This window comes from Blautia sp. 210820-DFI.6.14 (genome assembly GCF_020558815.1).
GTDB lineage: Bacteria > Bacillota > Clostridia > Lachnospirales > Lachnospiraceae > Blautia_A > Blautia_A obeum.
In genome coordinates this window covers 84,208-108,930 of record NZ_JAJCKS010000009.1, presented here as the reverse complement: position 1 = coordinate 108,930, position 24,723 = coordinate 84,208, and the positions used below count along the sequence as shown (strand labels likewise).

Annotated in this window: 24 protein-coding genes and 1 riboswitch; of the genes, 6 read left to right on the top strand and 18 right to left on the bottom strand. The window is 42.8% G+C overall.

Annotated elements, in window-relative coordinates; all coding sequences use genetic code 11:
• From LI112_RS09235 to LI112_RS09175, 13 genes are all read right to left on the bottom strand, one after another.
• On the bottom strand, window positions 1-217 hold a 217-nt coding region (locus LI112_RS09235; protein ID WP_227190609.1), incomplete at its 3' end, for a formate--tetrahydrofolate ligase.
• Window positions 218-357: 140 nt separating this feature from the next.
• Window positions 358-440, bottom strand: a riboswitch (ZMP/ZTP riboswitch).
• A 600-nt stretch (window positions 441-1,040) separates the two neighbouring features.
• The gene (gene xylB, locus LI112_RS09230; protein WP_117628565.1) at window positions 1,041-2,498 is read right to left on the bottom strand and encodes a xylulokinase; all 1,458 of its coding nucleotides are present in this window, start codon (window positions 2,496-2,498) and stop codon (window positions 1,041-1,043) included.
• Window positions 2,499-2,575: 77 nt separating this feature from the next.
• Window positions 2,576-4,060, bottom strand: coding sequence for an L-fucose/L-arabinose isomerase family protein (locus tag LI112_RS09225; protein ID WP_118197877.1), 1,485 nt, complete (start codon window positions 4,058-4,060; stop codon window positions 2,576-2,578).
• A gap of 78 nt (window positions 4,061-4,138) precedes the next feature.
• The gene (locus LI112_RS09220; RefSeq protein WP_044925444.1) at window positions 4,139-4,756 is read right to left on the bottom strand and encodes a DUF4867 family protein; all 618 of its coding nucleotides are present in this window, start codon (window positions 4,754-4,756) and stop codon (window positions 4,139-4,141) included.
• Between the two features lie 185 nt (window positions 4,757-4,941).
• The gene (locus LI112_RS09215; protein WP_227190608.1) at window positions 4,942-5,760 is read right to left on the bottom strand and encodes an AraC family transcriptional regulator; all 819 of its coding nucleotides are present in this window, start codon (window positions 5,758-5,760) and stop codon (window positions 4,942-4,944) included.
• A 659-nt stretch (window positions 5,761-6,419) separates the two neighbouring features.
• Window positions 6,420-7,193: a tryptophan synthase subunit alpha gene (gene trpA, locus LI112_RS09210; protein ID WP_227190607.1), complete on the bottom strand. Its 774-nt coding sequence runs from the start codon at window positions 7,191-7,193 to the stop codon at window positions 6,420-6,422.
• The gene (trpB, locus tag LI112_RS09205; RefSeq protein WP_227190606.1) at window positions 7,186-8,370 is read right to left on the bottom strand and encodes a tryptophan synthase subunit beta; all 1,185 of its coding nucleotides are present in this window, start codon (window positions 8,368-8,370) and stop codon (window positions 7,186-7,188) included. Before trpB ends, trpA begins: the two co-directional genes overlap by 8 nt.
• 44 nt (window positions 8,371-8,414) lie before the next feature.
• On the bottom strand, window positions 8,415-9,053 hold the full coding sequence (locus LI112_RS09200) for a phosphoribosylanthranilate isomerase (RefSeq protein ID WP_118051440.1): 639 nt from the start codon (window positions 9,051-9,053) through the stop codon (window positions 8,415-8,417).
• A gap of 20 nt (window positions 9,054-9,073) precedes the next feature.
• Window positions 9,074-9,910, bottom strand: a complete 837-nt coding sequence (gene trpC, locus LI112_RS09195) for an indole-3-glycerol phosphate synthase TrpC (RefSeq protein ID WP_055066165.1) — start codon at window positions 9,908-9,910, stop codon at window positions 9,074-9,076.
• A 77-nt stretch (window positions 9,911-9,987) separates the two neighbouring features.
• Complete coding sequence (trpD, locus tag LI112_RS09190) at window positions 9,988-10,998, bottom strand: anthranilate phosphoribosyltransferase (RefSeq protein WP_005424253.1); 1,011 nt, start codon at window positions 10,996-10,998, stop codon at window positions 9,988-9,990.
• A gap of 17 nt (window positions 10,999-11,015) precedes the next feature.
• Entirely contained in the window at window positions 11,016-11,591 is a 576-nt protein-coding gene (locus LI112_RS09185) for an aminodeoxychorismate/anthranilate synthase component II (RefSeq protein ID WP_005424252.1), read from the bottom strand.
• Window positions 11,588-13,072: an anthranilate synthase component I gene (trpE, locus tag LI112_RS09180; RefSeq protein ID WP_227190605.1), complete on the bottom strand. Its 1,485-nt coding sequence runs from the start codon at window positions 13,070-13,072 to the stop codon at window positions 11,588-11,590. Before trpE ends, LI112_RS09185 begins: the two co-directional genes overlap by 4 nt.
• 458 nt (window positions 13,073-13,530) lie before the next feature.
• Window positions 13,531-14,361: an HAD family hydrolase gene (locus LI112_RS09175; protein WP_227190604.1), complete on the bottom strand. Its 831-nt coding sequence runs from the start codon at window positions 14,359-14,361 to the stop codon at window positions 13,531-13,533.
• Window positions 14,362-14,565: 204 nt separating this feature from the next.
• Between LI112_RS09175 and LI112_RS09170 the strand changes: the two genes are divergently transcribed.
• The 3 genes from LI112_RS09170 (at window position 14,566) to LI112_RS09160 (ending at window position 17,225) form a co-directional block, all read left to right on the top strand.
• Entirely contained in the window at window positions 14,566-14,844 is a 279-nt protein-coding gene (locus LI112_RS09170) for a type II toxin-antitoxin system HicB family antitoxin (RefSeq protein ID WP_005424246.1), read from the top strand.
• 54 nt (window positions 14,845-14,898) lie between these two features.
• Complete coding sequence (locus tag LI112_RS09165) at window positions 14,899-16,362, top strand: helix-turn-helix transcriptional regulator (protein WP_055055727.1); 1,464 nt, start codon at window positions 14,899-14,901, stop codon at window positions 16,360-16,362.
• A gap of 368 nt (window positions 16,363-16,730) precedes the next feature.
• Window positions 16,731-17,225, top strand: a complete 495-nt coding sequence (locus tag LI112_RS09160; protein WP_055055728.1) for a DUF2798 domain-containing protein — start codon at window positions 16,731-16,733, stop codon at window positions 17,223-17,225.
• 137 nt (window positions 17,226-17,362) lie between these two features.
• On the opposite strand, the gene LI112_RS09155 is transcribed toward LI112_RS09160, so the two are convergent.
• From LI112_RS09155 to LI112_RS09145, 3 genes are all read right to left on the bottom strand, one after another.
• Complete coding sequence (locus tag LI112_RS09155) at window positions 17,363-17,722, bottom strand: hypothetical protein (protein ID WP_179978755.1); 360 nt, start codon at window positions 17,720-17,722, stop codon at window positions 17,363-17,365.
• Window positions 17,709-18,500 (bottom strand): ParA family protein, encoded by a 792-nt coding sequence (locus LI112_RS09150; RefSeq protein WP_173899027.1) that lies wholly within the window; start codon window positions 18,498-18,500, stop codon window positions 17,709-17,711. Before LI112_RS09150 ends, LI112_RS09155 begins: the two co-directional genes overlap by 14 nt.
• Before the next feature lie 129 nt (window positions 18,501-18,629).
• A complete protein-coding gene (locus LI112_RS09145; protein WP_227190603.1) occupies window positions 18,630-19,220 on the bottom strand; it encodes an ATP-binding protein in 591 nt (196 codons plus the stop codon).
• A gap of 122 nt (window positions 19,221-19,342) precedes the next feature.
• Here LI112_RS09145 and LI112_RS09140 point away from each other — a divergent pair, with 122 nt between their 5' ends.
• Window positions 19,343-20,026, top strand: coding sequence for a Crp/Fnr family transcriptional regulator (locus LI112_RS09140; protein ID WP_227190602.1), 684 nt, complete (start codon window positions 19,343-19,345; stop codon window positions 20,024-20,026).
• 6 nt (window positions 20,027-20,032) lie between these two features.
• Here the strand turns inward: LI112_RS09140 and LI112_RS09135 are convergent, their stop codons facing one another.
• Window positions 20,033-20,536, bottom strand: coding sequence for an NUDIX domain-containing protein (locus LI112_RS09135; RefSeq protein WP_005424235.1), 504 nt, complete (start codon window positions 20,534-20,536; stop codon window positions 20,033-20,035).
• 131 nt (window positions 20,537-20,667) lie between these two features.
• On the opposite strand from LI112_RS09135, the gene LI112_RS09130 reads away from it, so the two are divergent.
• Window positions 20,668-21,855: a M20 family metallopeptidase gene (locus LI112_RS09130; protein WP_227190601.1), complete on the top strand. Its 1,188-nt coding sequence runs from the start codon at window positions 20,668-20,670 to the stop codon at window positions 21,853-21,855.
• A 179-nt stretch (window positions 21,856-22,034) separates the two neighbouring features.
• Here LI112_RS09130 and LI112_RS09125 read toward each other — a convergent pair whose 3' ends face one another.
• Window positions 22,035-22,670 (bottom strand): Crp/Fnr family transcriptional regulator, encoded by a 636-nt coding sequence (locus LI112_RS09125; RefSeq protein ID WP_195967823.1) that lies wholly within the window; start codon window positions 22,668-22,670, stop codon window positions 22,035-22,037.
• A gap of 184 nt (window positions 22,671-22,854) precedes the next feature.
• Between LI112_RS09125 and LI112_RS09120 the strand changes: the two genes are divergently transcribed.
• The gene (locus LI112_RS09120) at window positions 22,855-24,645 is read left to right on the top strand and encodes a flavin reductase (protein ID WP_227190600.1); all 1,791 of its coding nucleotides are present in this window, start codon (window positions 22,855-22,857) and stop codon (window positions 24,643-24,645) included.
• Window positions 24,646-24,723: the final 78 nt, after the last annotated feature.

The window sequence follows — 24,723 nt, the reverse complement described above, 5'->3', positions numbered from 1 at the left end:
TCTTTCCTTCACCGGCCGGTGTCGGGTTGATTGCTGTCATAAGGATCAGCTTACCATCTTTCTTGTCACTCTCTTTCAGGAGATTGTAATCAATTTTTGCTTTGTATTTTCCGTACTGTTCCAGATATTTGTCATCAATACCTGCTTTTTCCGCAATCTTTGTGATTGGCAGCATTTCGCACTCCTGTGCAATTTCGATGTCACTTTTGAATCCCATAATTGTCTCCTTTCATTGTAAGCGCCACGTCCCTTTCTAACCATATACCCTCTGCACATATTCGAATATCCCGGGCATCTGTCATTATCCCCATCCAGAACATTCTTCCGGTTAAAAAAAGCAGTATCTGAGAATTTCTCAAATACTGCCCAGACGGTCGGCTCTGCAAATCTCTGATTCCCATGTGGTGATTTCCACTACTCCGCCAGTTACCAGAGACTTTATTAACTTGATGAGAAAATAGTATCATAAACGCTCTTGGTTGTCAAGAAATTGTCAATTTTTTTCTTTTCTTTTAACAAAAGTACAAAAAATTGATTTTTAATTTTGTATATTTTTTACACAAATATGATGTTGACAAATTTTCGAAAATTTTCCTTTGTGAATAAATAAACATAAGGGGACTTCCCTTGGACCCGTCAATTTGCATTGACATTTCTTTCTATCAGGGCTATTGCCCTAAGACTCTGTTTTTATTTGACAATATACAGAAACCGCAATGGGACTTGACCAGTCCCCTTGCAACCCCTGGGCTAAAAGATATATATCTCTCTTTGTACATCAAATATGAAATAAATAGAAAAATACCAGGACTCTTCTCTCTCACATGGGGAAGATCTCCTGGCATTTTATCATTCTACTGACAAACTATTAAAAGATATTTAGCTAATCCCAGTAAACTACATTTTCCTATTCTTACTTGCTCTTAGCGTGGCCAAACAGGGGGAGTCTGAGGGGGACTTTCGGCCTTCGCAACTGTGAGATAGTCCCCCTCAGGGTTTTCTTATTTGCCAAAATCATTGACGATTCTTAAGGAAGTACCTTAAAAAAGAGGTTTAAGGGTCGGATACAGTTTCTTAAACTTCTGATACTTCTCTTCGTACTTCGCCACAAGTTCTTCTTCCGGCTCTACAGTATCAACTACATGAGCCATCTTCTTTCCGATGGTTTCAACATCCGGATAAGCTCCGCATCCTACAGCAGCAAGCATTGCACCACCCATGGACGGTCCTTCTTCTACTTCAAGGACATCAACCTTAAGGTTCATAACATTTGCAATGATCTTCTTCCACAGCGGGCTCTTTGCGCCGCCGCCGCAGATCTTGGTACGGTCAATTTTGATTCCAAGTTTACGTGCAACTTCCAGTGAATCGCGAAGTCCAAATGCAACACCTTCCAGAACGGCCTGTGTCATATCTGCTCTTGTGGTATCCATAGACATTCCGAAGAAGACACCTCTTGCATCAGGGTTGTTATGTGGAGATCTTTCTCCCATCAGATATGGAAGGAAGAATACATTATTTTCACCAAGTTTCTGAATCGGAGCCTGTTCTGCTGCAAAATCCTTTGTCTGAAGAATTTCTTCTGCCCACCATTTATTACAGGATGCTGCACTCAGCATGCAGCCCATCAGATGATAGCTTCCATCTGCATGACAGAAAGAATGCAGTGCATTATTTTCATCAACACCGAAATTTTTGCTTGAGATGAAGATGGTTCCGGAGGTTCCAAGAGAAATATTACACTGTCCGTCACCAACGGTTCCTGTTCCGACTGCTGCTGCCGCATTGTCACCTGCTCCTGCTACGACTTTGACATCTGCGGAGAAACCAAGTTCCTTTGCAACTTCCGGTTTCAATGTTCCAACAACTTCCCAGCTCTCATACAACTTCGGGAGCTGTTCTTCTTTTACATCACAGATTTCCATCATTTCTTTAGACCAGCAGCGATTCTTTACGTCCAGAAGCAGCATTCCGGATGCATCAGAAACATCTGTGCAGAAGGATCCGGAAAGTCTGTATGCAAGGTAGTCTTTCGGAAGCATGATCTTTGCGATCTTTGCAAATTTCTCTGGCTCATTTTTTTTCATCCACAGGATCTTTGGTGCTGTAAATCCAGCAAAAGCGATATTTGCTGTATACTGAGATAATTTATCTTTTCCAATTTCGTTGTTCAGATATTCTGTTTCTTTCTGGGAACGTCCATCATTCCAGAGGATCGCCGGGCGGATGACATTGTCATCTTTATCCAGTGTTACCAGTCCATGCATCTGTCCACCGAAGCCGATTCCGGCTACCTGAGAGCGGTCAATTCCTTCGGTCAATTCTTTCATTCCCTCAACACTCTGGGTAAACCAGTCTTCCGGATTCTGTTCTGACCAGCCCGGATGTGGGAAAAACAGTGGATATTCTTTTGATACGATATTACAGATTTTTCCTGATTCTTCCATCAGAAGAAGTTTTACTGCGGAAGTACCAAGGTCAACGCCGATATAGTACATATTTCCTCCTTACCACGACATCCCAGGAAAACTCCCGGGATGCCTGTATTGGTTTTATTTTATTTTTTATTTAAAATTTAGCCCCAAGGATTTTCTGTTGGGTATCTTACGCCTGCCGGCTGATTGTAACCGATTTCTTCAACCGGAACGCCGATATATTTGAATACTTCGAAGAGAGCTTTTCCAAAGTGTCCGAATGCTACTGCTCCATGATGCGGGAATCCTCCCTCGATAAGTACGTGACGATAGAAACGTCCCATTTCCGGAATAGCGAATACACCAATTGCTCCAAAGGAACGAGTTGCAACCGGAAGAACCTCGCCGTGTGCAATGTAAGCACGAAGTTTGTTATCAGCTGTGCTCTGCAGACGATAGAATGTGATATCTCCAGGTTTGATATCTCCCTCCAGAGTTCCGTTTGTAACTTCGATTGGAAGGGATCTTGCCATGATCATCTGATATTTCATCTCACAGAAGGAAAGTTTGCTGGAAGCAGTATTTCCACAATGGAATCCCATGAATGTATCTTTCAGTGTATAATTGAATTTTCCTTCGATGGATTCTTTGTACATATCCTTCGGTACGGAGTTGTTGATATCAAGCAGTGTAACGATATCGTTGCTTACTACCTGTCCGATGAACTCACTTAATGTACCATAGATATCAACTTCACAGGATACCGGGATGCCCTGGGATGTCAGACGGCTGTTTACATAGCAAGGAACGAATCCGAACTGTGTCTGGAATGCCGGCCAGCATTTTCCTGTCAGGGTTACGTATTTACGATATCCTCTGTGATCTCTTACCCAGTCTTTCAGGGTCAGTTCATACTGAGCAAGTTTTGAAAGAACCTCCGGTTTCTTGTTTCCGGCACCAAGCTCTTCTTCCATTTCTTTAACGATTTCCGGAATTCTTTCATCACCTTCATGTTTGTTGAATGCTTCAAACAGATCCAGTTCAGAGTTTTCTTCGATTTCCACACCAAGGTTGTAAAGCTGTTTGATCGGAGCGTTACAAGCAAGGAAGTTTGTCGGACGTGGTCCAAAGCTGATGATCTTAAGGTTGCTTAAACCTTCAACTGCTCTTGCGATCGGAAGGAAGTCATGGATCATATCTGCACAGTCTTCTGCATCGCCAACCGGGTATTCCGGAATATAAGCCTTTACATTACGAAGCTGCAGGTTGTAGCTTGCATTCAGCATACCACAGTAAGCATCCCCACGTCCCTGGCAAAGGTCATTCTGTGTTTCTTCTGCTGCAGCGATGAACATTTTAGGTCCATCGAAATGTTTTGCAAGAAGTGTCTCGGAGATTTCCGGTCCGAAGTTTCCAAGATATACACAAAGTGCATTACATCCTGCTTTTTTGATATCTTCCAGAGCCTGAACCATATGAATTTCACTCTCTACGATACAGATTGGACATTCGTAGATGTCTTTTGCATCATATTTTTTAGCATAAGCTTCTACAAGAGCTTTTCTTCTGTTTACGGAAAGGCTTTCCGGGAAACAGTCACGGCTTACAGCAACGATTCCAACTTTTACTTCTGGCATGTTATTCATGATAAAAATTCCTCCATATTATATAGTAGATATTTTATGTTTCGTTTCTTAGTTCACGATCAGTCGATTCCGACCTTTTTAATCGATTCCGACATTCTCACCCTTCAGTCCGTTGAATGCACCTTCGATAGCTGCTTCTTCGTGACCGATCAGCCATTTATTTTTAGCGGTAAGGAGCTTGTCCTCTCCTTCTGCTGCTTTTTCAAAAGTCAGTTCTGTGTTTGTTCCTTTCGGGAGAACTACAACACACTGGAAACCACTTTCATTTACATGACACGGTGCATAATGAAGTGTTGTTGCATATACTTCAATTGCTGTACCTGCCGGAACAAGAAACGCCTCTACTTTGGATGTGTCATATGTAAAATCCTTTTCTACATCCTGCTGATGTCCGATCAGCAATACCAGGTCTGTCACTGCAACATTGATTTCGGAGCTGCGGTGGTATTCCAGACCATTTAATTTCTTATTATGTCCGTTGCAATATCCGATTTCGATCGGCAGACCGCCATATCCTTTGTTCTGCAGTTCTTTTGCAACCGGCAGTGCTTCCATTTCTTCTACGGAAGGAACATAAGTTACATCCTCCGGCACCGGAGTATGCTTCATTTCCTTCAGGAGTTCCGTAAAATCATACCCCTCCAGTACTTTACCATATCTACGGAACGCGTCATCTGCTACATTCTGAATCCTCACCTGAAGTTACCTCCTTTATTTTTATGTTGAAAACATCATATCATGAAGTCCTTTTCCTTTCGCCAGTTTTTTTGTCCTCTTTAGTGCACTTTTTTGACCTTTGTATTTTTCCAATTTCATAAACAGTTTGATAAACACATAAAAAACAGGCGTTTCTGATTCGCCTGTTTTTGTATTTTTATTCTTTATTTTTCTCTTTCAACTTCACTTGGCAAAATACCATATCGTTTCTGGAATTCTCTTGTAAATGCACGACTGCTGCTAAATCCGTTATCCATTGCAATCTGGCTGATCGTCTTATCAGAATTCAGAAGTTCCCGATACGCATAGGTCATACGAATATCCTGCAGATACGTCTTAAAATTGACATTTGCATATTTCTGAAACATTCTGGATAAATATGCATCGGAATAACCAAACATATTCGCCACTTCAGTCAGTTTGAGTTCTTCCTGATAATGCTCTCTCATATAGGAAGTAATTCTTGCAAGCGCATCCAGACGGCGGCTGTGGCGCACTTCCTGCTCTCCCGCCTCATCCAGACGGTAATGATTGACCAGCAGATACAATACATCATAATAAAAGGAACGAATCTTAAACTCATACCCGCTTCCTCGCTTGCCGTATAATTTATACATTTCCCGTATCAACCGCCAGAGCTGTGAATCCGTCTCCTGCTCATTTGCTGCAAATCGGATAAAACGATGCGCGGTAAAATAGTCCTCAAACTGTTTCAGTGGAATCTGAAGGACTGCTGTATGATTTTCCTCAGGGGAATCTATCGAATGTACTTCGTTGGAGTTGATGATCATCAGCTCCCCTGCTTTGAGTGGATATTTCTCATCATTTAAATAGAATGTAAGAGAGCCTTCCATCACGGCGAATATTTCTATAGATGTATGCCAGTGTTTTTCTCTCACATAATTTCCCTGACTTCCCTCAAACAGGAAAAATTTAAATGGCAGTCCCTCATCCGGGATCACCAGTTCATGCTGGAATTCCATGTCACAGCTCCTCTCATGCAATCATTCTTGGTAATGTTTCAATTAACATATATCATAACACGAAATGAAATATAACGGAAGCAGGTATGTCATATGCAGGGACATTAAATAATGCTGCGTTTTCTATTCCGTGCATGCGCCTATTTGCCGCCAGCCGCCCAAACTCGGCTCCGCCTCAAACAATGGGCTTGGTGCCGGCAGCTTGCCTGCACGTCATAACGAAAGCCTCGCAGACATTTCCTGTCCCTGCACATGAATACCTAACTTCCTGTATATTGCCATAGTAAGAAACATCCGAACACGCTCTGCACTGTCCTGGCTAACTCCGGCATCCACCACACTCTCCCAGATAAAGTACGGTGAACAGAGAAATAAAAAAACTTCAGGTGAAAGAGTCTCCAGTGGTTGTCAACTGAATCTGGTTCGCCTGAAAAAATTCGTCCAAGTATCGGAACGTACAGGTTTTTGCGTTGATACAGAAAATGCTGCTGTCTGAGCGTTTACGCGAGTTCAGCACTTTTCTGTATCGCTTTTAGCAAAGTTCTGTACTTCCTGATACTTTAGAATTTTTGAATTGAACCATGTTCAGTTGATAACTCACGGAGGCTCACATCACACTGAAGTTCCATTTAATTTCCTCGCCACCGGGAATCCTTTATCTATCTAATCGCATCCTTCATAGATTTCACATACTCCGCAACATGCGGCACGCACTCCGCCCCATACGCCTCACACAGCTTCACGATCGCAGACCCTACAATAACACCATCTGCCTGAGCAGCCATTTTCTTTGCCTGCTCTGGTGTAGAAATACCAAATCCTACCGCACATGGAATATCTTTCTGTGCCTTAACCAGTTCCACCATAGCTCCAATATCCGTCGTGATCTGACTTCGCATACCGGTAACTCCAAGTGAAGATACACAGTAAACAAAACCTTCTGCTTCTTTTGCGATCATTGAAATTCTCTCATGAGAAGTCGGTGCGATCAAAGAGATCAGATCCAGTCCATACTTCTCTGCAACAAATGCGAACTCTTCTTTTTCTTCAAAAGGAACATCCGGAAGGATCATTCCATCCATTCCAACCTCTGCTGCTCTCTTGCAAAAACGCTCGATTCCATAAGAAAAAACAACATTCGCATAGGTCATAAATACCATCGGGATGGAACTGTTTTTGCGGATTTTTTCTACCATATCAAAGACTTTATCTGTGGTAACTCCACCGGACAGAGCACGCAGGTTTGCACCCTGGATAACAGGTCCTTCTGCTGTCGGATCAGAAAATGGAATACCAAGTTCGATCAGATCTGCACCTGCTTCTTCCATCGCATAAACAATTTTTTCGGTAACATCAAGGGACGGATCCCCGCAGGTAACAAACGGGATAAATGCTTTTCCCTTTGCAAATGCTTCTGTAATTTTCTTATTCATGGATATCCTCCCCTCTGTAACGTGCAATTGCTGCACAGTCCTTGTCTCCTCGTCCGGAAATGGTGATAACTACAATCTGATCTTTGCGCATCTGCGGTACGATCTTTCTCGCGTAGGCAACTGCATGAGCACTCTCGATTGCCGGAATAATACCTTCTGTTCTTGACAGATATTCAAATGCATCTACTGCTTCGTCGTCTGTTACCGGCACATATTCTGCTCGGCCGATATCATAAAGATGTGCATGTTCCGGTCCAACACCCGGGTAATCCAGACCGGCGGAGATGGAATAAACCGGTGCGATCTGACCATACTCATCCTGGCAGAAATAAGACTTCATACCGTGGAAAATACCAAGTTTTCCGGTTGCGATCGTTGCTGCAGTCTCAACAGTATTGACACCGCGTCCAGCTGCCTCACAACCAATCAGGCGAACTCCCTCGTCCTCAATAAAGTTGTAGAAAGTTCCGATTGCATTGGAACCACCGCCAACACAGGCAAGTACTGCATCCGGAAGTTTTCCTTCTTTTTCCAGAATCTGTTCTTTGATCTCCTTGGAAATAACTGCCTGGAAATCACGAACAATTGTCGGAAATGGGTGCGGTCCCATGACAGATCCGAGCACATAATGTGTATCGGAAATACGGTTTGTCCACTCTCTCATCGTCTCAGAAACGGCATCTTTCAGGGTTGCAGTTCCAGATGTAACGGCATGTACTTTGGCTCCCAGAAGACGCATTCTGTATACGTTCAGTGCCTGACGTTCGGTATCTTCTTTACCCATGAAGACTTCACATTCCATGCCCATAAGAGCGGCTGCTGTCGCTGTCGCAACACCGTGCTGTCCAGCTCCGGTCTCTGCGATAACACGCGTTTTTCCCATCTTTTTGGCAAGTAAAACCTGTCCCAGAACGTTGTTGATCTTGTGTGCTCCGGTATGATTCAGATCCTCACGTTTCAGATAAACTTTTGCTCCACCGAGGTCTTCTGTCATGTGTGCTGCGTAGTACAGACGTGACGGACGACCTGCATAATTGTTCAGTAAATCTGTCAGTTCGCGGTTGAATTCCGGATCATCTTTGTAATGATTATATGCTTCTTCCAGTTCCAGCACTGCATTCATCAGTGTCTCCGGAATGTACTGCCCTCCATGTATTCCAAATCTTCCTTTTGACATTTATATCCTCCTCTGTGTTTCTTTTCAAAACACCTTATTTCTCTCTAATTTATTATTTTTATTTCTCTTACAATATCCACAACCTGCCGGATCTTCATCGGATCTTTCCGCTTTTCAGTCTCCACACTGCTGCTCAGATCCACCGCATAAGGGTGAATTTCCCGGATCGCCTGCCCCAGGTTGGAGGCTCCGATCCCTCCTGCAAGGAAAAACGGTCTCTGGATCTCAGGGATCAAGGACCAGTCAAAAGTCTTTCCCGTTCCTCCGCCGCCCTGATCCAACAGGATGTAATCTGTCGGGCTTTGCAGTGCTTTCTCGATATCTTCGGCTGTTTTTATGGAAAAAGCCTTGATGATCAGCTTGTCTGTATATGTTTTTAATTCTCTGATATAGGACTCATCTTCCTGTCCGTGAAGCTGTGCAAGTGCAAGTGTTCCGTCATCCAGAAGTGTTCTTACCAGTTCCATTGGAGCATTCACAAATACTCCGACCGGCCGGATCTCAGGATCCAGTTCCTTCACAAGTTCTCTCACTTCATCTGCCGTTACACTCCGGAAACTACTGGGAAATTCTATGATAAATCCACAGTAATCCGGCTTCGCTTCATTGACTGCAAGGATATCTTCCCTGCGCCTTAGTCCGCATATTTTTATCTTAGTCCCGCTATCATTCCCGTCTGTCATTTTCTGCATCTCTCTGTTTCTCAATCCTCAGTCAACGGTGCTCCATTTAATTCTTCCAGTGCTGCTTTTTTGTCCGGGCTTCGCATCAGTGTTTCTCCGACCAGCACAGCCTCGATCTTGTTGTCATGCAGTCTTTGGATATCCTCTGATGTGCGGATGCCGCTCTCTGAAACAAAGATCACATTCTCCGGTGCAAGTTTGCGAAGATTGATACTGTTTGCCATATCCACCTCGAAAGTTCTGAGGTCACGGTTATTGACTCCGATAATCCTTGCACCGCTCTTTAATGCCCGCTCAACTTCCTCTGCATCATGTGCTTCCACCAGAGCATCCATGCCAAGCTCTTCTGCCATTTCGCGGTATTCGCGAAGCTGTTTATCATCGAGCAATGCACAGATCAGAAGTACGGCAGCCGCTCCATAAGCTGCTGCCTGCAGAATCATATAGTCATCAATGACGAAATCTTTTCGCAGCACCGGAATATCAACTTCTGATGCGATTTCCCATAAATACTGGTCAGAACCCTGGAAATAAAATGGCTCTGTCAGACAGGAAATTGCGGATGCACCGGCGGATTTGTACTCTTTTGCAATCTCCAGATACGGAAAATCCGGTGCGATCAGGCCCTTGGACGGGGATGCTTTTTTGACCTCACAGATATAGGACATTCCAGGTTTTTTCAGTGCCTGATAAAAACTGTGCGGTGTTTTTGCTGTCTCCGACTGGATCAGCGGATTCAGCAGCATCTGTACCTTTTTTTGCTGAATCTCACGGATCAGGTCTTCTCTTGGCATTTCTATTTTGTCTTTCTCGATACGTTCCCTTGTTTTTTCGGCAATCTCATTTAATATGTTCATCTTTGAATTCTCTTTTCTTTATAAAGTCCAGGTATCTCATATTCTTATTTAATACACTGACTTTTTTATTATAACACTTAAGCATTGGAGCAGGTGATGAACTCCTCTAATTTTCTTAAAGCTGCTCCACTGTCGATCAGCTCTTCTGCCATTCGTACACCTTTTTCTATAGATTCTGCTTTACCGGCGATATACAGAGCCGCTCCTGCATTGAGGCAGACTGCCTGACGCTTCGGTCCCCTTTCTTCACCTTTCAGAATCTTCTTTGTAATCTCTGCATTTTCTGCCGGTGTACCACCTACCAGATCATCTTTACTGCATCTCTCATATCCAAACTGCTCCGGCGTGATCTCATAAGACTGGAACCAGCCATCCTTGATCTCGCATACAGAAGTTGGGGCACTCATAGAAATCTCATCCAGTTTATCCTGTCCGAAAACAACCATTCCTTTTGTCACGCCAAGCTTTGCCATAACCTGCGCAAGTGGCTCTACAAGCGTCTGATCAAACACACCCATAAGTTCCATATTTGCTCCTGCCGGATTACTTAAAGGTCCAAGAATATTAAACACAGTACGGATTCCAAGTTCTTTACGGATTGGTGCTACATACTTCATAGCAATGTGATAATTCTGTGCAAACAGGAAACAGATATTAATTTTTTTCAGGAGTTCAGCACTCTTTTCCGGTGGAATTGTAATATTTACCCCAAGTGCCTCAAGGACATCTGCTGCCCCACTTTTAGATGATGCGGCACGATTTCCATGCTTTGCAACCGATATTCCTCCTGCAGCGATCACCAGAGAAGAAGTCGTCGAAATATTAAAAGAATTGGCTCCGTCACCGCCGGTTCCAACGATTTCTAGAACATCCAGATCATGCAGTAGTTTGATACAATGTGCTCTCATTCCTGCTGCTGAAGCAGTAATCTCATCAATCGTTTCTCCCTTCATGGAAAGTGCCGTGAGATAAGAAGACATCTGAACCGGTGTTGCCTGTCCACTCATAATTTCGTCCATAACGCTTTCTGCTTCCTGATATGTCAGATCTTCTTTTTGGGAAAGTTTTATGATTGCTTCTTTGATCATTTTAGTTTTCTCCTTGTCTATGCTCTTACAACATTTATAAAATTTTCTATCATCTTTTTTCCATCCGGCGTCATAACAGATTCTGGATGAAACTGTACTCCATAAATTGGATATTCTGTATGTTCTACCGCCATAATCTCGCCATCTTCTGCCTCTGCCGTAACCTTAAGTACATCCGGCAATTTATCTTTTAATGCTGCCAGTGAATGATATCTGGCTGCCTGAAAGCTGTCTCCCAGTCCCTCAAAAATCCTGCTCTTTCCTACCGTATAAATCGTTTTTTTCTTTCCATGCATCAGCTCTTTCGCATAAGAAACTTCTCCGCCAAAAGCCTCACAGATTGCCTGATGTCCCAGACAGATCCCAAGAATCGGAAGTCTTCCTACAAAATATCTGATTGCCTCTATGCAGATTCCTGCATCTGACGGTTTTCCGGGGCCCGGTGAAATGATCAGGGCTTCCGGTCTCATTGCTTCAATTTCTTTGACTGTATATTCATCGTTTCGAACAACTTTTATATCAGGTTCTACAGAACCGATCAACTGATATACGTTATAAGAAAAACTGTCATAATTATCAATCAGTACGATCATTCCAATCCCTCCTGTGACTTTTCGATTGCCAGAACTACGGCTCTTGCTTTGTTGCAGCACTCGTCAAACTCTTTTTCCGGAACACTGTCTGCCACGATTCCTGCACCGGAGCGGATACAGATCTCACCATTTTTCTTATATACCAGGCGGATTGCAATACAGGTATCCAGATTTCCCGCAAAATCAAGATATCCGATCGCTCCACCATATATTCCTCGTTTACTCTGCTCCAGTTCTTCAATAATCTGACATGCCCTGAATTTCGGTGCTCCGGAAAGCGTTCCTGCCGGTAAAATAGAGTCCACGGCATCTACCGCATCTTTATCTTCTCGAAGCTCTCCGGCAACCGTAGAACCAATATGCATTACCTGTGAAAAGTGTTCCACACTCATATATTTTTCTACTTCTACCGTTCCGATCCTGCTGATTCTTCCGATGTCATTTCGCCCAAGATCCACCAGCATATTGTGTTCTGCAAGTTCCTTTTCGTCTTTCAGAAGTCCCTCTTCCAGTTCCTGATCTTCCTGCTTTGTCTTGCCTCTCGGTCTTGTTCCTGCCAGTGGAAAAGTAGTCAGTTTTTTGTCTTCCAGCTTGACAAGTGTTTCCGGGGAAGCACCTGCAATTTCGATATCATCACTGGAAAAATAGAACATATACGGAGACGGATTGGTTGCCCTCAGAACCCTGTAAGTATCAAACAGGCTACCCTCGGCTTTTGCTCTCATCGGGTTGGAAAGCACCACCTGAAAAATATCCCCTTCATGAATATAATGCTTTGCCTTTTCTACCATTTCACAATACTTTTCTTTTGGGAACTGTGGTTTTATCTCTGATTCAAGCTCTAATGGCGGAAATTCTTCTTTTTCACCGTTTCGTATCAGATCTGCCATTTCCTGCAGTTTTTTCTCTGCCTTCTGGTAGGAAGCTTCTAGGTCCTCCAGCATGACTCCAGTAATCAGAAGCACCTTCTGTCTGTAGTGGTCAAAGGCGATCACCTGGTCAAAAAGCATTAGGTCCATGTCTCTGAAATCCGGATCTTCGTGCTCGCCTAACTTTAATTTCGGCTCGCTGTATTTAATGTAATCGTAGGAAAAATATCCGACCAGACCGCCGGTAAACGGTGGCATATCTTCCATCACCGGGCTCTTATATTCTTTCAGAATCTCTCGTAAAGCGTCTCCCGGATGCACAACCTGCTTTGTGATCTCTCCCTGATCTACACCTTCCGTCCGGCGGATTTTCATTGTTCCGTCCGTGCAGGTAATCTCCATGGTCGGCTCATATCCAAGAAAAGAATAACGTCCCCAGACTTCTGTCTGGCTGGCACTTTCGAGCAGATAACAATGTCTGCTTGCCTTTCTTAAAGTTCTCATAACTTCCACCGGTGTATATCTGTCCGCATATACTTCCCGGCAGACCGGAACTCTTTTGTACTGTCCTTTTGCTGCAATTTTTCTGATGTCTTCTATCGTAGGATACATGGATCTTACCTCCTTTTCTGATTCTGAAAAAATGAAAGACAGTTGTTCCGTGCCAAAGGCACTCCCTTAACTGTCATAATAAAAAAGCCCGCCCATGACAGAATCCTGCTTCTGTCAAGGACGAGCGTTAAAATTCACCCGCGATGCCACCTTGATTCACGGAACGACCCGTGCACTTTGCGGAATACCTGCATATTCCCGGCAACTGACGTATGCCTTACGTCACAGAATACTAAGCAAAAGCCTTTCCCTGTGCCCTCAGCGGTCCATTTAGCAACCTGCATTTCCACCCGGCTCTCACCCTCCCGGACTCTCTGTGCGCGCATAACTGCTTTTATCTCCGCTTCAACGGTTTAATTAGCTAAATTAAATTTTTTATAAAATATCATGTTTTTTTGTCATTGTCAATAGTGTCAGACAAATTTTACATTTTCATCACTATTCTCCGCCTGCAAAGTCTATTCTACTTCTGATAGAAACCTCAAAATTCCCTTCGCCACACCATCCTTTTCATTCGTATCTGTCACATAAGGGGCTGCTTTTCTGCAGTTTTCTGTGCCATTTCCCATCGCCATTCCATATTTTACAGACGTCAGCATACTGATATCATTATCCGCATCTCCAAAAGCCATTGCTTCCTCTGTTGAAATCTCCAATTTTTTCAAAAGCCACAGAAGCGTCTTTCCCTTTCCTGCATCTATATGTCCGACTTCCATCAGATTTGGCACAGATGAAGTTACATAGATATTGGGGATTTCTTTGTCTAGCGAAGTATACAGTCGTTCTTTGTCCTCATAACGACAAACAAAAGAAATACTGTCCAGCTCTTCTGCATGTTTCTGTGCAAATCTGCAGATATCTTTTACTGGCTTTCTGGTAGCTTTAATGTATTTCGCACCATACTCTGTCGCCAGATATTGCATCGGATCTTTAACATATGCCTCTTCTGCATAAGGCACTCCGTCAATCACCACTTCTAGGACCATATTTTCTCTTTTTCGCACTGCAATAGCAGCTTCCACCGACTCTTTTTCCAGGAGACACTGATAGACTCTTTTTCCTTCTCTTACCGAATAAACAGCACCTCCATTAGCCGTGATCACATACTCCACTCCCGGATAATTTCGGATCATTTCCGGTATGGAATGAAAAGATCTGCCCGTTGCCGGTACAATATATATTCCATGCTGTACTGCCAGATCCAGTACCTCTCTTGTTTTTGGTGATAATTCCTTACAATCTGTCAACAAAGTCCCGTCAAGATCACTTGCAATTAATCTGATGCTCAATTTTTTCTCCTCTGTATGTACAGGCCTGTTTTTCGCAGGCTGTGAAATCTTTTTCTGTTATCCTCTATTATATAAAAATTGCATACTTTTTTCCACTCAGAATGCAGGATTTCCTCTTTTAAACTTTGCAGAATATGGTATACTAAAGAACTAGAAAGATTACAGCTGTTACTCAAACAGTGTATACAAAGGAGTATATAGATTATGAAATTTATTTATCCTGCGGTTTTCCGCAAAACAGACAGGGGAACTTACAAAGGCTTTTTCCCGGATCTGGCTGAATGCTACGGTGAAGGTGAAACTCTGGATGAAGCTATAGAAGAAGCCAACGAAGCTGCTTATAACTGGATTTCTCTGGAGCTTGATGAAGATGACTGTCAGCTGCCTCCGGTTTCTGATGAAGATGATCTGGAACTGGAAGATGGAGATATTGTACGAAATATTTCCGTAAATATCAGATTCTACGAAGGCTGGGATGAGTGATCATTCCTGCCTTTCTCTTTCTAAAATATATGAAATTTGTTGTAAGGAGTTTATATGTCTGTTTTTTCTGATACACTTACCCGTTATATCGAACACAAAAATATAAAAGTCTTTTCTCTGGCAAAATATTGTAATCTGGATCGTTCTACCATGTACAAAATCCTCAATGGAAAACGGAACCCGCCATCTTCTGAAGTTTTTGAAAAGATGACACAGTTCATGCATCTGACACCTATAGAATACAACTTTCTGAAAGAAACACTGGAGATCACTCAGGTTGGACCCGATACATATTACACTCGAAAGAGTGTGGAAAATTTTATCTGTCAGTTTCCGGATCAACCTGCCACCGATATCACAGGAAGTTCTTTCTCACCGGATCCTGTATCTGAGCAGTGCCAGACTGACTGTATTTCACTGGTCTCTCAGCAGCATATCGACTATTATGTACATCAGATGATACTTTCTGAATCCGTTCATGCAGATGGCAAAATTGCCATGTTCATTCAACCGGATTATAAATTTCTTTTCAGTCTCCTCGCCAGTCTGCATGCATCTGCATCGCTGAAGATTGACCACATCTTCTGTGTTGGAACCGAATATGCCTTTACCAAAGATCACCAGCTGATCAATTTGAAATATCTTCGTGAAATTTTTCCTTTATATATGGCTGGACTGAATTATTCCCTCTGGTATTATTACGACAGAATTCAGTCACATTATTACAATTTTAATCTTTTTCCTTGTATGATTCTGACATCTGATGCTGCTATCCTCTGCAGTTCCGATTATCAGAATGGCATATTCATCAAATCTCCTGATGTCGTACAGCTTTTATGGAATCAGTTTATATCCTACAAAGAACAGTGCAGTCTTTTTTTCAGACCTGCTCCTCTTACTCCCGAAAATCACAAGGCAGTTATTGACAGCATGTTTGATACCTTCTATGACCAGAATGATTTGATCGGTATTCAGCCTGAACCATGTCTGACACCTTTTTTTACCGGAAACCTCTTACATGAAATATTTAATTATGATCTTCCGCAGGCAGATGCTATCCTTGCGGCAGCAGAGCAGGCTTTTCAGATGAATATGGTTAAAATCCAGAATGAGCAGTTTCTGATCTATTCTACTCGGGAAGGACTTCTGCAGTTTGCAAAAACCGGACTCACAGATGAAATCCCTGAGATTTTCTATCACCCTTTAACTGTGGAACAACGTATTGAGATTTTGAATGGCGTTCGCCAATGCTGCGAAACCGGTGTCTATCGATTCCTTCAGAAACCTTTAAGCCATCTGCCCCACAACCTTCACCTCTGTATTCGCGGGACTATGGGAAGTATGGTTTTCAGAAATAACACCGGGCAGATCATTGTACTGAACATAGAGGAAACCTGCCTGGTCAGTATTTTTCGTGACTATCTGGAGCATATGAATCCAGCCAGTTACTGTTCTACTGAAAAAGCAACAGAACTGGTTGATCAGATCATTAATGACCTGCAAAATAACAGAATCTGATTTTTACCTATATCTGAACAAACGAAAACACCCATATAATTGTTGACCATCAAAGTCAGCAATCATATGGGTGCTTTTTCATTCTCATACGCGCCGGATCATTTAACCATTAATATTATATAATTTATTATTTGCAGAATACAAGATGTGGCACAATTTGTGGACAGACTTTTTATATAAAGCAGAACAAAATTTACAGTTGACATTCTAAAATCTCTGTGATAATATAATCAACGCAAAAAATTGAATATGGTTTAATTGGAAACGTACATTCCCCTTGGAATGATTAACGAACAACACATGCTCTTGTAACTTACGCAAACAGTAACCTGTAGTTATCATTAATTAGAACAAGGAGAATTTTTTTTATGCCCAAAAACAAATTTCAGGAAGTAATTTTTACAATTATTATGGTATTTTTCATGGTTTATGCCATGATCTGCTACAACATCTCACTGAACATCGGTGGAATGTCAAACGAAGTATTCCTTTCTGCATTCCATGAACTTATCATCATGGGACCGATTGCTTTCATTCTTGACTTTTTCATCGTATCTAAACTTGCATTTATGTGTGCAGCACGTATGGTAGATTTCAGAAATTGTCATCCATTCAGTAAAATTCTTGCTATTTCTGTACCATCTGTGGCATTTATGTGTCCACTGATGAGCCTTGCTGCTACAATCCTGTTTAAGAATGCAGGAAGTCAGTTCATCGCTGTATGGCTTCAGACGACAGCTATGAACTTCCCGACGGCATTTTTCTGGCAGCTCATCTATGCCGGACCGATCGTTCGTTTTATCTTCAGACATATCTTCAAAGAAAATGAACGAGTACAGGATGCAGCTGTTTCTGCTGAATAAGCCAGTTATTATAAAAGGAAAACTGCACAAAAAATCTGGTCTGCAGGAATCACAAAAGATTTCCTGTATGACCAGATTTTTGTTTATACTTATTCAGAATATCCATCCAGTAAATTCCGATAAAAAGGGACTTCTGATTACAGAAGATAAACCGGAAGCTCGTCTTTGATATGAACCGGTCCATTCACTTTCTCCGGCTGTTCACCCTTCACAAATGCCTTCTCCAGTTCTTCAGAATTCTGTGGTGTAAGAACAGATGTCTTCACTGTTTTCTTCACCGGAGCTTTTTTTGTTGTTTTCTTAGCTGTAGTTGTCTTTTTCACAGTAGCAGTCTTCTTTGCTGCTGTTTTCTTTGCCGGAGCTTTCTTAGCTGCCGGAGCTGCTTCGGCTTTAGCCGGTGCTTTTACTTCCTCTGCTGGTTTTGTTTCTGCCTTTACTTCTGTTTTTTTTGCATCTGCATTTGCTGCACGCAGGATGCTGTCTTTACCTACTGACACGATTCATTACCTCCTCTGCCAACTCTGTATATTCTTTTGCACTTCTGCTGGATTTCTTGTATTCTACAACCGGGATGCTGTTATCCTGAGACCATTCCACAGAACTGTCCACACGGATCACATGCTCAAATACGTAAATACTCTCCAGCTGATGCAGTGTTTCCATTGTCTGTTTGAAGTAGTTCTTACGGGTATCTACCTTGGTTACTGCAATTCCGGCAACCTCGAGGTCTGGCGAAATCTGCTTTACTTCATTCAGAAATTCGAACATATTTGCAAGACCAAACATCCCCCACGGGCTCGCTTCTACCGGGATGATCACCTTGTCCGAAGCGCACAGAATGTTCATGACCCAACCGCCCAATGTCGGCGGTGCATCGATCAGGATGTAATCATAAACTTCTGAATCTTTAATCTTCTGCAGGCATTTCCGAAGGATAAACTCTCTCTGCCACTTGGTAAAAAGTTCATATTCAATCGAACTCATCAGCGTAGATGACGGAACCAGATCCAGATTCTCATACGGTGTATGCACGATATAATCGGTCAGATCCTCCTGCTTGCCAATTGCATGATAAAGGTTCTTTTCTCCCTGTGCATGCTCCAGTACCCAGTCCTCTGGAAAAAATGCCAGAGACAGATTCAGCTGCATATCGCCATCCACCAGTAGTACTTTCTTTCCGGCACGAGCCATCGCTGCACCTAAGTTCGAACAGGTGGTAGATTTGCCACTTCCGCCTTTATTATTGGTAAAACAGATCGTCACGGTCTTTCCCATTGAAATCCCTCCATACAATGTCCTTTTCTATGTCACATTATACGAGATTTGGTCGAAATTAGCAATGCCTATTTACAGTCTTGTTTTTGTGGAAAGACAACATTCCGAAGCACTTCTGAAGTCTTTTGCTTACAGAATTTTTCCGTCTACAGAAATCGTTGCTACCTGCCATGGAATAAATTTTCCACTGTTCTGCAGAGCTCTTTTTGCTGCCATTTCCAGACCGCCGCAGCATGGAACTTCCATACGTACGATCGTTACCTCTGTAATATTATTACTACGGATGATTTCTTCTAACTTCTCACTGTAATCTACAGAATCCAGTTTCGGACAGCCCACAAGAACGATTTTTTCATTCTTAAAATCCTCATGGAAACTGGCATATGCATAAGCCGTACAATCTGCTGCGATCAGAAGTTTCGCACCATCAAAATATGGTGCACTTGTTGGAACAAGCTTAATCTGTACCGGCCACTGTTGGAGAGAACGCTGATTTCTTATTACTGCCGCCTCATCATAAGCTGCCGCTTCTCTCTCCACAAAAGTAATAGCTCCTGTCGGGCATGCCGGCAGGCAGTCTCCCAGTCCATCGCAGTAATCGTCACGCAGAAGTTTCGCTTTACCATCCACCATACCAATCGCGCTTTCGTGGCAGGCTGCTGCACACGCTCCACATCCGTTACATTTTTCTTCGTCTATCTGAATAATTCTTCTTATCATAAATAACCTCCTGTTTTGTATTTTTCTATTTTTTCATGCCTTGACCTTACATCCGCAGGATACTAAAATAAAGGCAAAAAATATGTGGTTATAACCACAAACAAATTAAAATGGAGATTTTTATGAATTATAAAAAAAGCAACGGATTAAACTATATACTGATTTCTGACACAGCACTCTTCCAGGGCTGTTCCCCTGTCGAAACAGAAAAGCTACTGTCCGGTATGCAATTTTTCACAAAAGCATATAAAAAAGGAGTTCCGGTTTATCACGCCGGAACTCCTGTATCTGATATCGGAATCGTTTTGCACGGTGTTGTTCAGATTGAAAATAATGACCTCTGGGGAAACAAAAATATCATCAGCCTTGCCCAGGCCGGAGAAGTTTTTGCCGAAGCATATGCCTGTATTCCCGGAGAACCCATGATGGTTGATGTTATCGCCTTAGAAGACTGCGAGATTCTCTTTCTAAATGTTCCCAGACTATTCCAACTTGCCTCTTCCGGTAAAGGAGAATACTCTGTGCTGATCCGCAATCTTACCATGATCAGTGCACGCAAAAACCTGCTGCTCTCTCGCCGTATTCTCCACACATCCTCCAAGAAGATCCGTGACCGCCTGCTCTCTTATCTTTCCCATCAGGCCGAATTACAGGGCAGCCGCTATATCGATATTCCCCTGAACCGTCAGCAGCTTGCTGACTATCTCAGCCTTGACAGGAGCGCCCTGTCCAAAGAACTGGCTAAGATGAAACAGGACGGACTGCTGGATTACCATAAAAACAGTTTTGTCCTGAAAAATGTGTAAGCTCACTCAGAATTCAAAAACCTTTTTAATGCTTTCATAATGAAGAAATTTGTCTTCTGCCGCAAATCCTTTGATCTGCTCCAGAGTTGCAAACATATATCCATCTGTTTCTTCTGTCTGCAGCTTCAGATCTTTGTCATCGATATCCATGACGAAGCGATACACATCCACAAAATAATTATCTCCCTCACCCGGATTCTCACGTTTATAAGTAAACAGATAGCCGCCTTCTGCATTTCTGACATCCAGTCCGGTCTCTTCTTTTACCTCTCGAAGAACCGCCTCATAAGACTCTTCTCCTGCCTGCGCAGCACCACCGGAAACCTCCCAGCAGCCCGGTGCCCATGCCTTGGTCATAACACGTTTGGTAATCAGAAAAGTTCCATCCGGACGTGCAACTACGCCAAGCACTGTCAGATGGTATTCTCCATCTTTCAGACACCAGTCGTTACGTTTCATAGTGCGTCCTGTCGGCTTCTTATCTTTATCATAAATATCCCAAAATTCCATTTTTTTATCTCCCTGTTGCGTTTTCTGCTGTTTATTTTTATAATGATTTATGACTTTATCATAGCATTCCAAAGAAGTTATTGCAAACAGGAGTTTTGTATTTATATAGATAAAACAGAAAGGAAATCACCATGAACTTTAGAGATATGGCAGAACAAAATGAATCCTGGATCATCGAACAGCGACGTTATTTTCACGCACATCCGGAGCTTTCTTTTGAAGAAAGAAATACCACCCATGAAATCGGAAATCGTCTGAAGGAGATGGGACTTATTCCTCACTATTACCCGGATTACAACGGTCTCTGGACAATGATCAAAGGTGGAAAATCTACCCCGAACAGTAAGACCATTGCACTGCGTGCAGATATTGATGCATTACCGGTTGAGGAACATACCGGTCTTTCTTTCTGCAGCCAGAATCCTGGCGTCATGCATGCCTGTGGACACGATTGCCATATTGCAATGCTCCTTGGCGGCATCCGACTGCTGATGGCACAGAAAGAACAATTAAAAGGCAATGTAAAGATTATTTTCCAGGCTGCTGAAGAATCCTGCCATGGTGCGCAGTATTATGTAGAGCATGGTTTTCTGGATGATGTAAATGCCATTTACGGAGTCCACATCTGGGGTGATCTGGATGCTCCTTATATGAATTTTGAATCCGGTCCGCGTATGGCCAGCTGTGATAATTTCCGCATTGAAGTAGAGGGAAAATCTGCCCATGGATCCACACCTCATCAGGGTGTCGATGCCATTCTGGCTGCTGCTCATATCATCACCGAAATTCAGACTGTTGTTTCCCGTATGAATGACCCGCTCAACCCACTGGTCATTACCGTTGGAACCATCAACGGCGGACAACGTTTCAATATCCTGGCAGACAAAGTTGTCATGGAGGGAACTACCCGTACACATTCCCCAAAAATGCGCCAAAAAACAGAACCTTTACTCCGCAGAATCATAGAAAATACAGCGGATTCCATGGGTGCAAAGGCTACCCTTACATTTGAATATTTTCCTGCGCCGATCATCAATGACCACGAAGATCTCGTCCGGATTGCAAGAAATGCAGCTACCAAAATGTACGGTACAGACTCCCTGAAGCCATTCCCTAAAATGATGATCAGCGAGGATTTTGCCTACTATATGGAAAAAGTTCCAGGAGTCTTCGGCCTTGTTGGAAGCCAGAATAGGGATCTCGGTATCACCGCCAAAAATCACAACGATCACTACACAGTAGACGAATCCGTTCTCAAACGCGGAGCGGCTATGTATGCACAATTCGCGTATGATTTTCTGGAAGAAACGTCCGAATAATTCAAGAATGCCCTCGGCATTCTTGCTGCTTTTCCATGTCTTCTGGATAATAATCCCCGGTATCAGAAACAGAAGCAATAATCTGAGCATTTTGCTTCTTCCTGTTTTATCCTGTTCCATTTCCATACCTTCCCCATAAATCACATTATGTTCAGTATACCCTACTGGCTCAGACTATATCAAATTATGTGGATCTGTTTTCCGCTTTTCTTTATTATTCCCTCTTCTTCCAGATTCTTAAGTTCTCTCGTCATCGCACTGCGATCGACACTTAAATACTGTGCCAGTGCAGTATAGGACATAGGTAACTTAAGATCTTTGCTGTGTTTTTCTGTAGAGAGTGCGTTCAGATAAGCCATTAATTTCTTCCGTGTACTGGATCTGGAAAGCATATAGATCCGTTCATTCTGCTGTCTGGACTGAATTGCGGTAAGCTGAAGAAGGTTGCTGACCATCTGACTGTGATGATGGCACGCCTGCTCACAGCGTTTGATAACATGTTCGTAATCTATAAACATAACTCTGGTTTCCTCCGTTGCACAAACATAATAATGCTGCGAATCTGTAGGAAGAAGAAACGGCTCCCCAAAAACTGCATCCTTATTCAATTCATCAATAATGTGTTGATTTCCTTCCGCATCACAGCAGTTAAGAACCGCCCGACCATAAAGAATCAACCCGATTTTTTTCATGGAACTGGAATATTCCATAATCGTTTCTCCATTCCGGAATGTCATCTCTCTTGCATGAAAACAGACACGCATTCTTTCCTGTTCTTCGGGAAGAATATCTGTAAACAGTGTGATATGCTCCATATCTCTTCTCCTCATTTTCTTCATTGTTTCTCATTATTATAGCACGTATTTTCTCAATAAAATTGATTTTTGTGACTTTTGCAACAGAATTATCGTGATCATTCTGTTATCTTTTTAACAAAGATACGGATATGAAACCATTTTTTCAAGAATGAAATTTATAATGAATTGGAGGATGCGAAATATGAAGATTACAGATACGATCCGCTATGCAGGTGTAAATGATCACCAGATTGACCTTTTTGAAGGACAGTACAAAGTTCCAAACGGAATGTCTTACAATTCCTATGTAATCCTGGATGATAAAATTGCGGTTATGGACACCGTAGATGCCAACTTTACTCATGAATGGCTGGACCATATCCAGCAGATCCTGAACGGACGGACTCCGGATTACCTGATCGTGCAGCATATGGAACCGGACCATGCAGCAAACGTTGCAAATTTCCTCAAAATTTATCCGAACACTACTGTTGTTTCCAATCAAAAAGCATTCAACATGATCCAGAATTTCTTTGAGCTGGATCTCACTGATCGCAGGATCGAAGTAGAAAACGGCGGCACACTTTCTCTTGGATATCATCAGCTGACTTTTGTTTTTGCCCCGATGGTACACTGGCCGGAAGTTATGGTAACTTATGACAGCACAGAAAAAGTTCTCTTTTCTGCTGACGGTTTCGGCAAATTCGGTGCTCTCGATGCAGAAGAACCGTGGGATGACGAAGCAAGACGCTATTTCATCGGTATCGTAGGAAAATACGGAAAACAGGTACAGGCACTTCTCAAAATTGCTGCAACCCTTGATATCCAGAAGATCTGTCCGCTTCACGGCCCGGTCCTTACCGAAGACCTTGGCCATTATATCGGACTTTATGACACCTGGTCTTCCTACACGCCGGAAACAGACGGAATCGTGATCGCCTACACTTCTGTTTACGGTCACACCAGAGATGCTGTATATCTCCTTGCAGAAAAGCTCAGATCCAAAGGATGCCCGAGAGTTCTTGTCTATGACCTCGCAAGAGATGATATGTCCCTGGCCATCAGTGATGCTTTCCGTTATTCCAAACTGATTCTTGCTACTACCACTTACAACGCGAGCATTTATCCATTTATGAATGACTTTATCACCAGACTTGTGGAACATAACTTCCAGAACCGCACCGTAGGAATCATCGAAAACGGCTCCTGGGCTCCTCTTGCTGCAAAAGTAATAAAGGAAATGATGGCTCCATGTAAAAAGATCGACTGGTTAAAGAACAACGTTCACATCTGGTCTGCTGTAAAAGAAGAAAACAGAAAAGAAATTGAGGCAATGACTGATGAACTCTGCAAAGAATACATTGCCAAAAGCGATACTCTTGCAAACAAAAATGATATGTCTGCACTTTTCCGTATTGGATACGGTCTCTATGTTGTAACCTCCAACGATGGAAAACGTGACAACGGACTGATCGTAAATACTGTTACTCAGCTGACCGATAATCCGTACCGTGTAGCAGTTAACATCAACAAAGCCAATTACTCTCACCACGTAATCCAGCAGACAGGTGTCCTGAATGTAAACTGTCTGTCCGTGGAAGCACCGTTCTCTGTTTTTGAAAGGTTCGGTTTCCAGTCCGGCAGAACTGTAGATAAATTTGAAGGTCAAAAAATCAACCGTTCCGGTAACGGACTTGTATTCCTTGACAAATACATCAACGCATTCATGTCTCTCAAAGTAGAACAGTATGTTGACCTCGGAACCCACGGCATGTTCATTTGCAGTGTCACCGAAGCTCGTGTCATGAGTGACCAGGAGACCATGACCTACACCTATTACCAGAACAATGTCAAACCAAAACCACAGACAGAAGGAAAGAAAGGCTTTGTCTGCAAGGTCTGCGGATATATCTACGAAGGTGATGAACTTCCGGAAGATATCATCTGCCCGTTGTGTAAACACGGTGCCGTAGACTTCGAGCCGATCCAGTAAAAACCTCCAATTCAGATCATTGTGATCTGTTAAACATTCAATCCATAAAAAGACCTGCTGTACACTTTCGATCAAAAC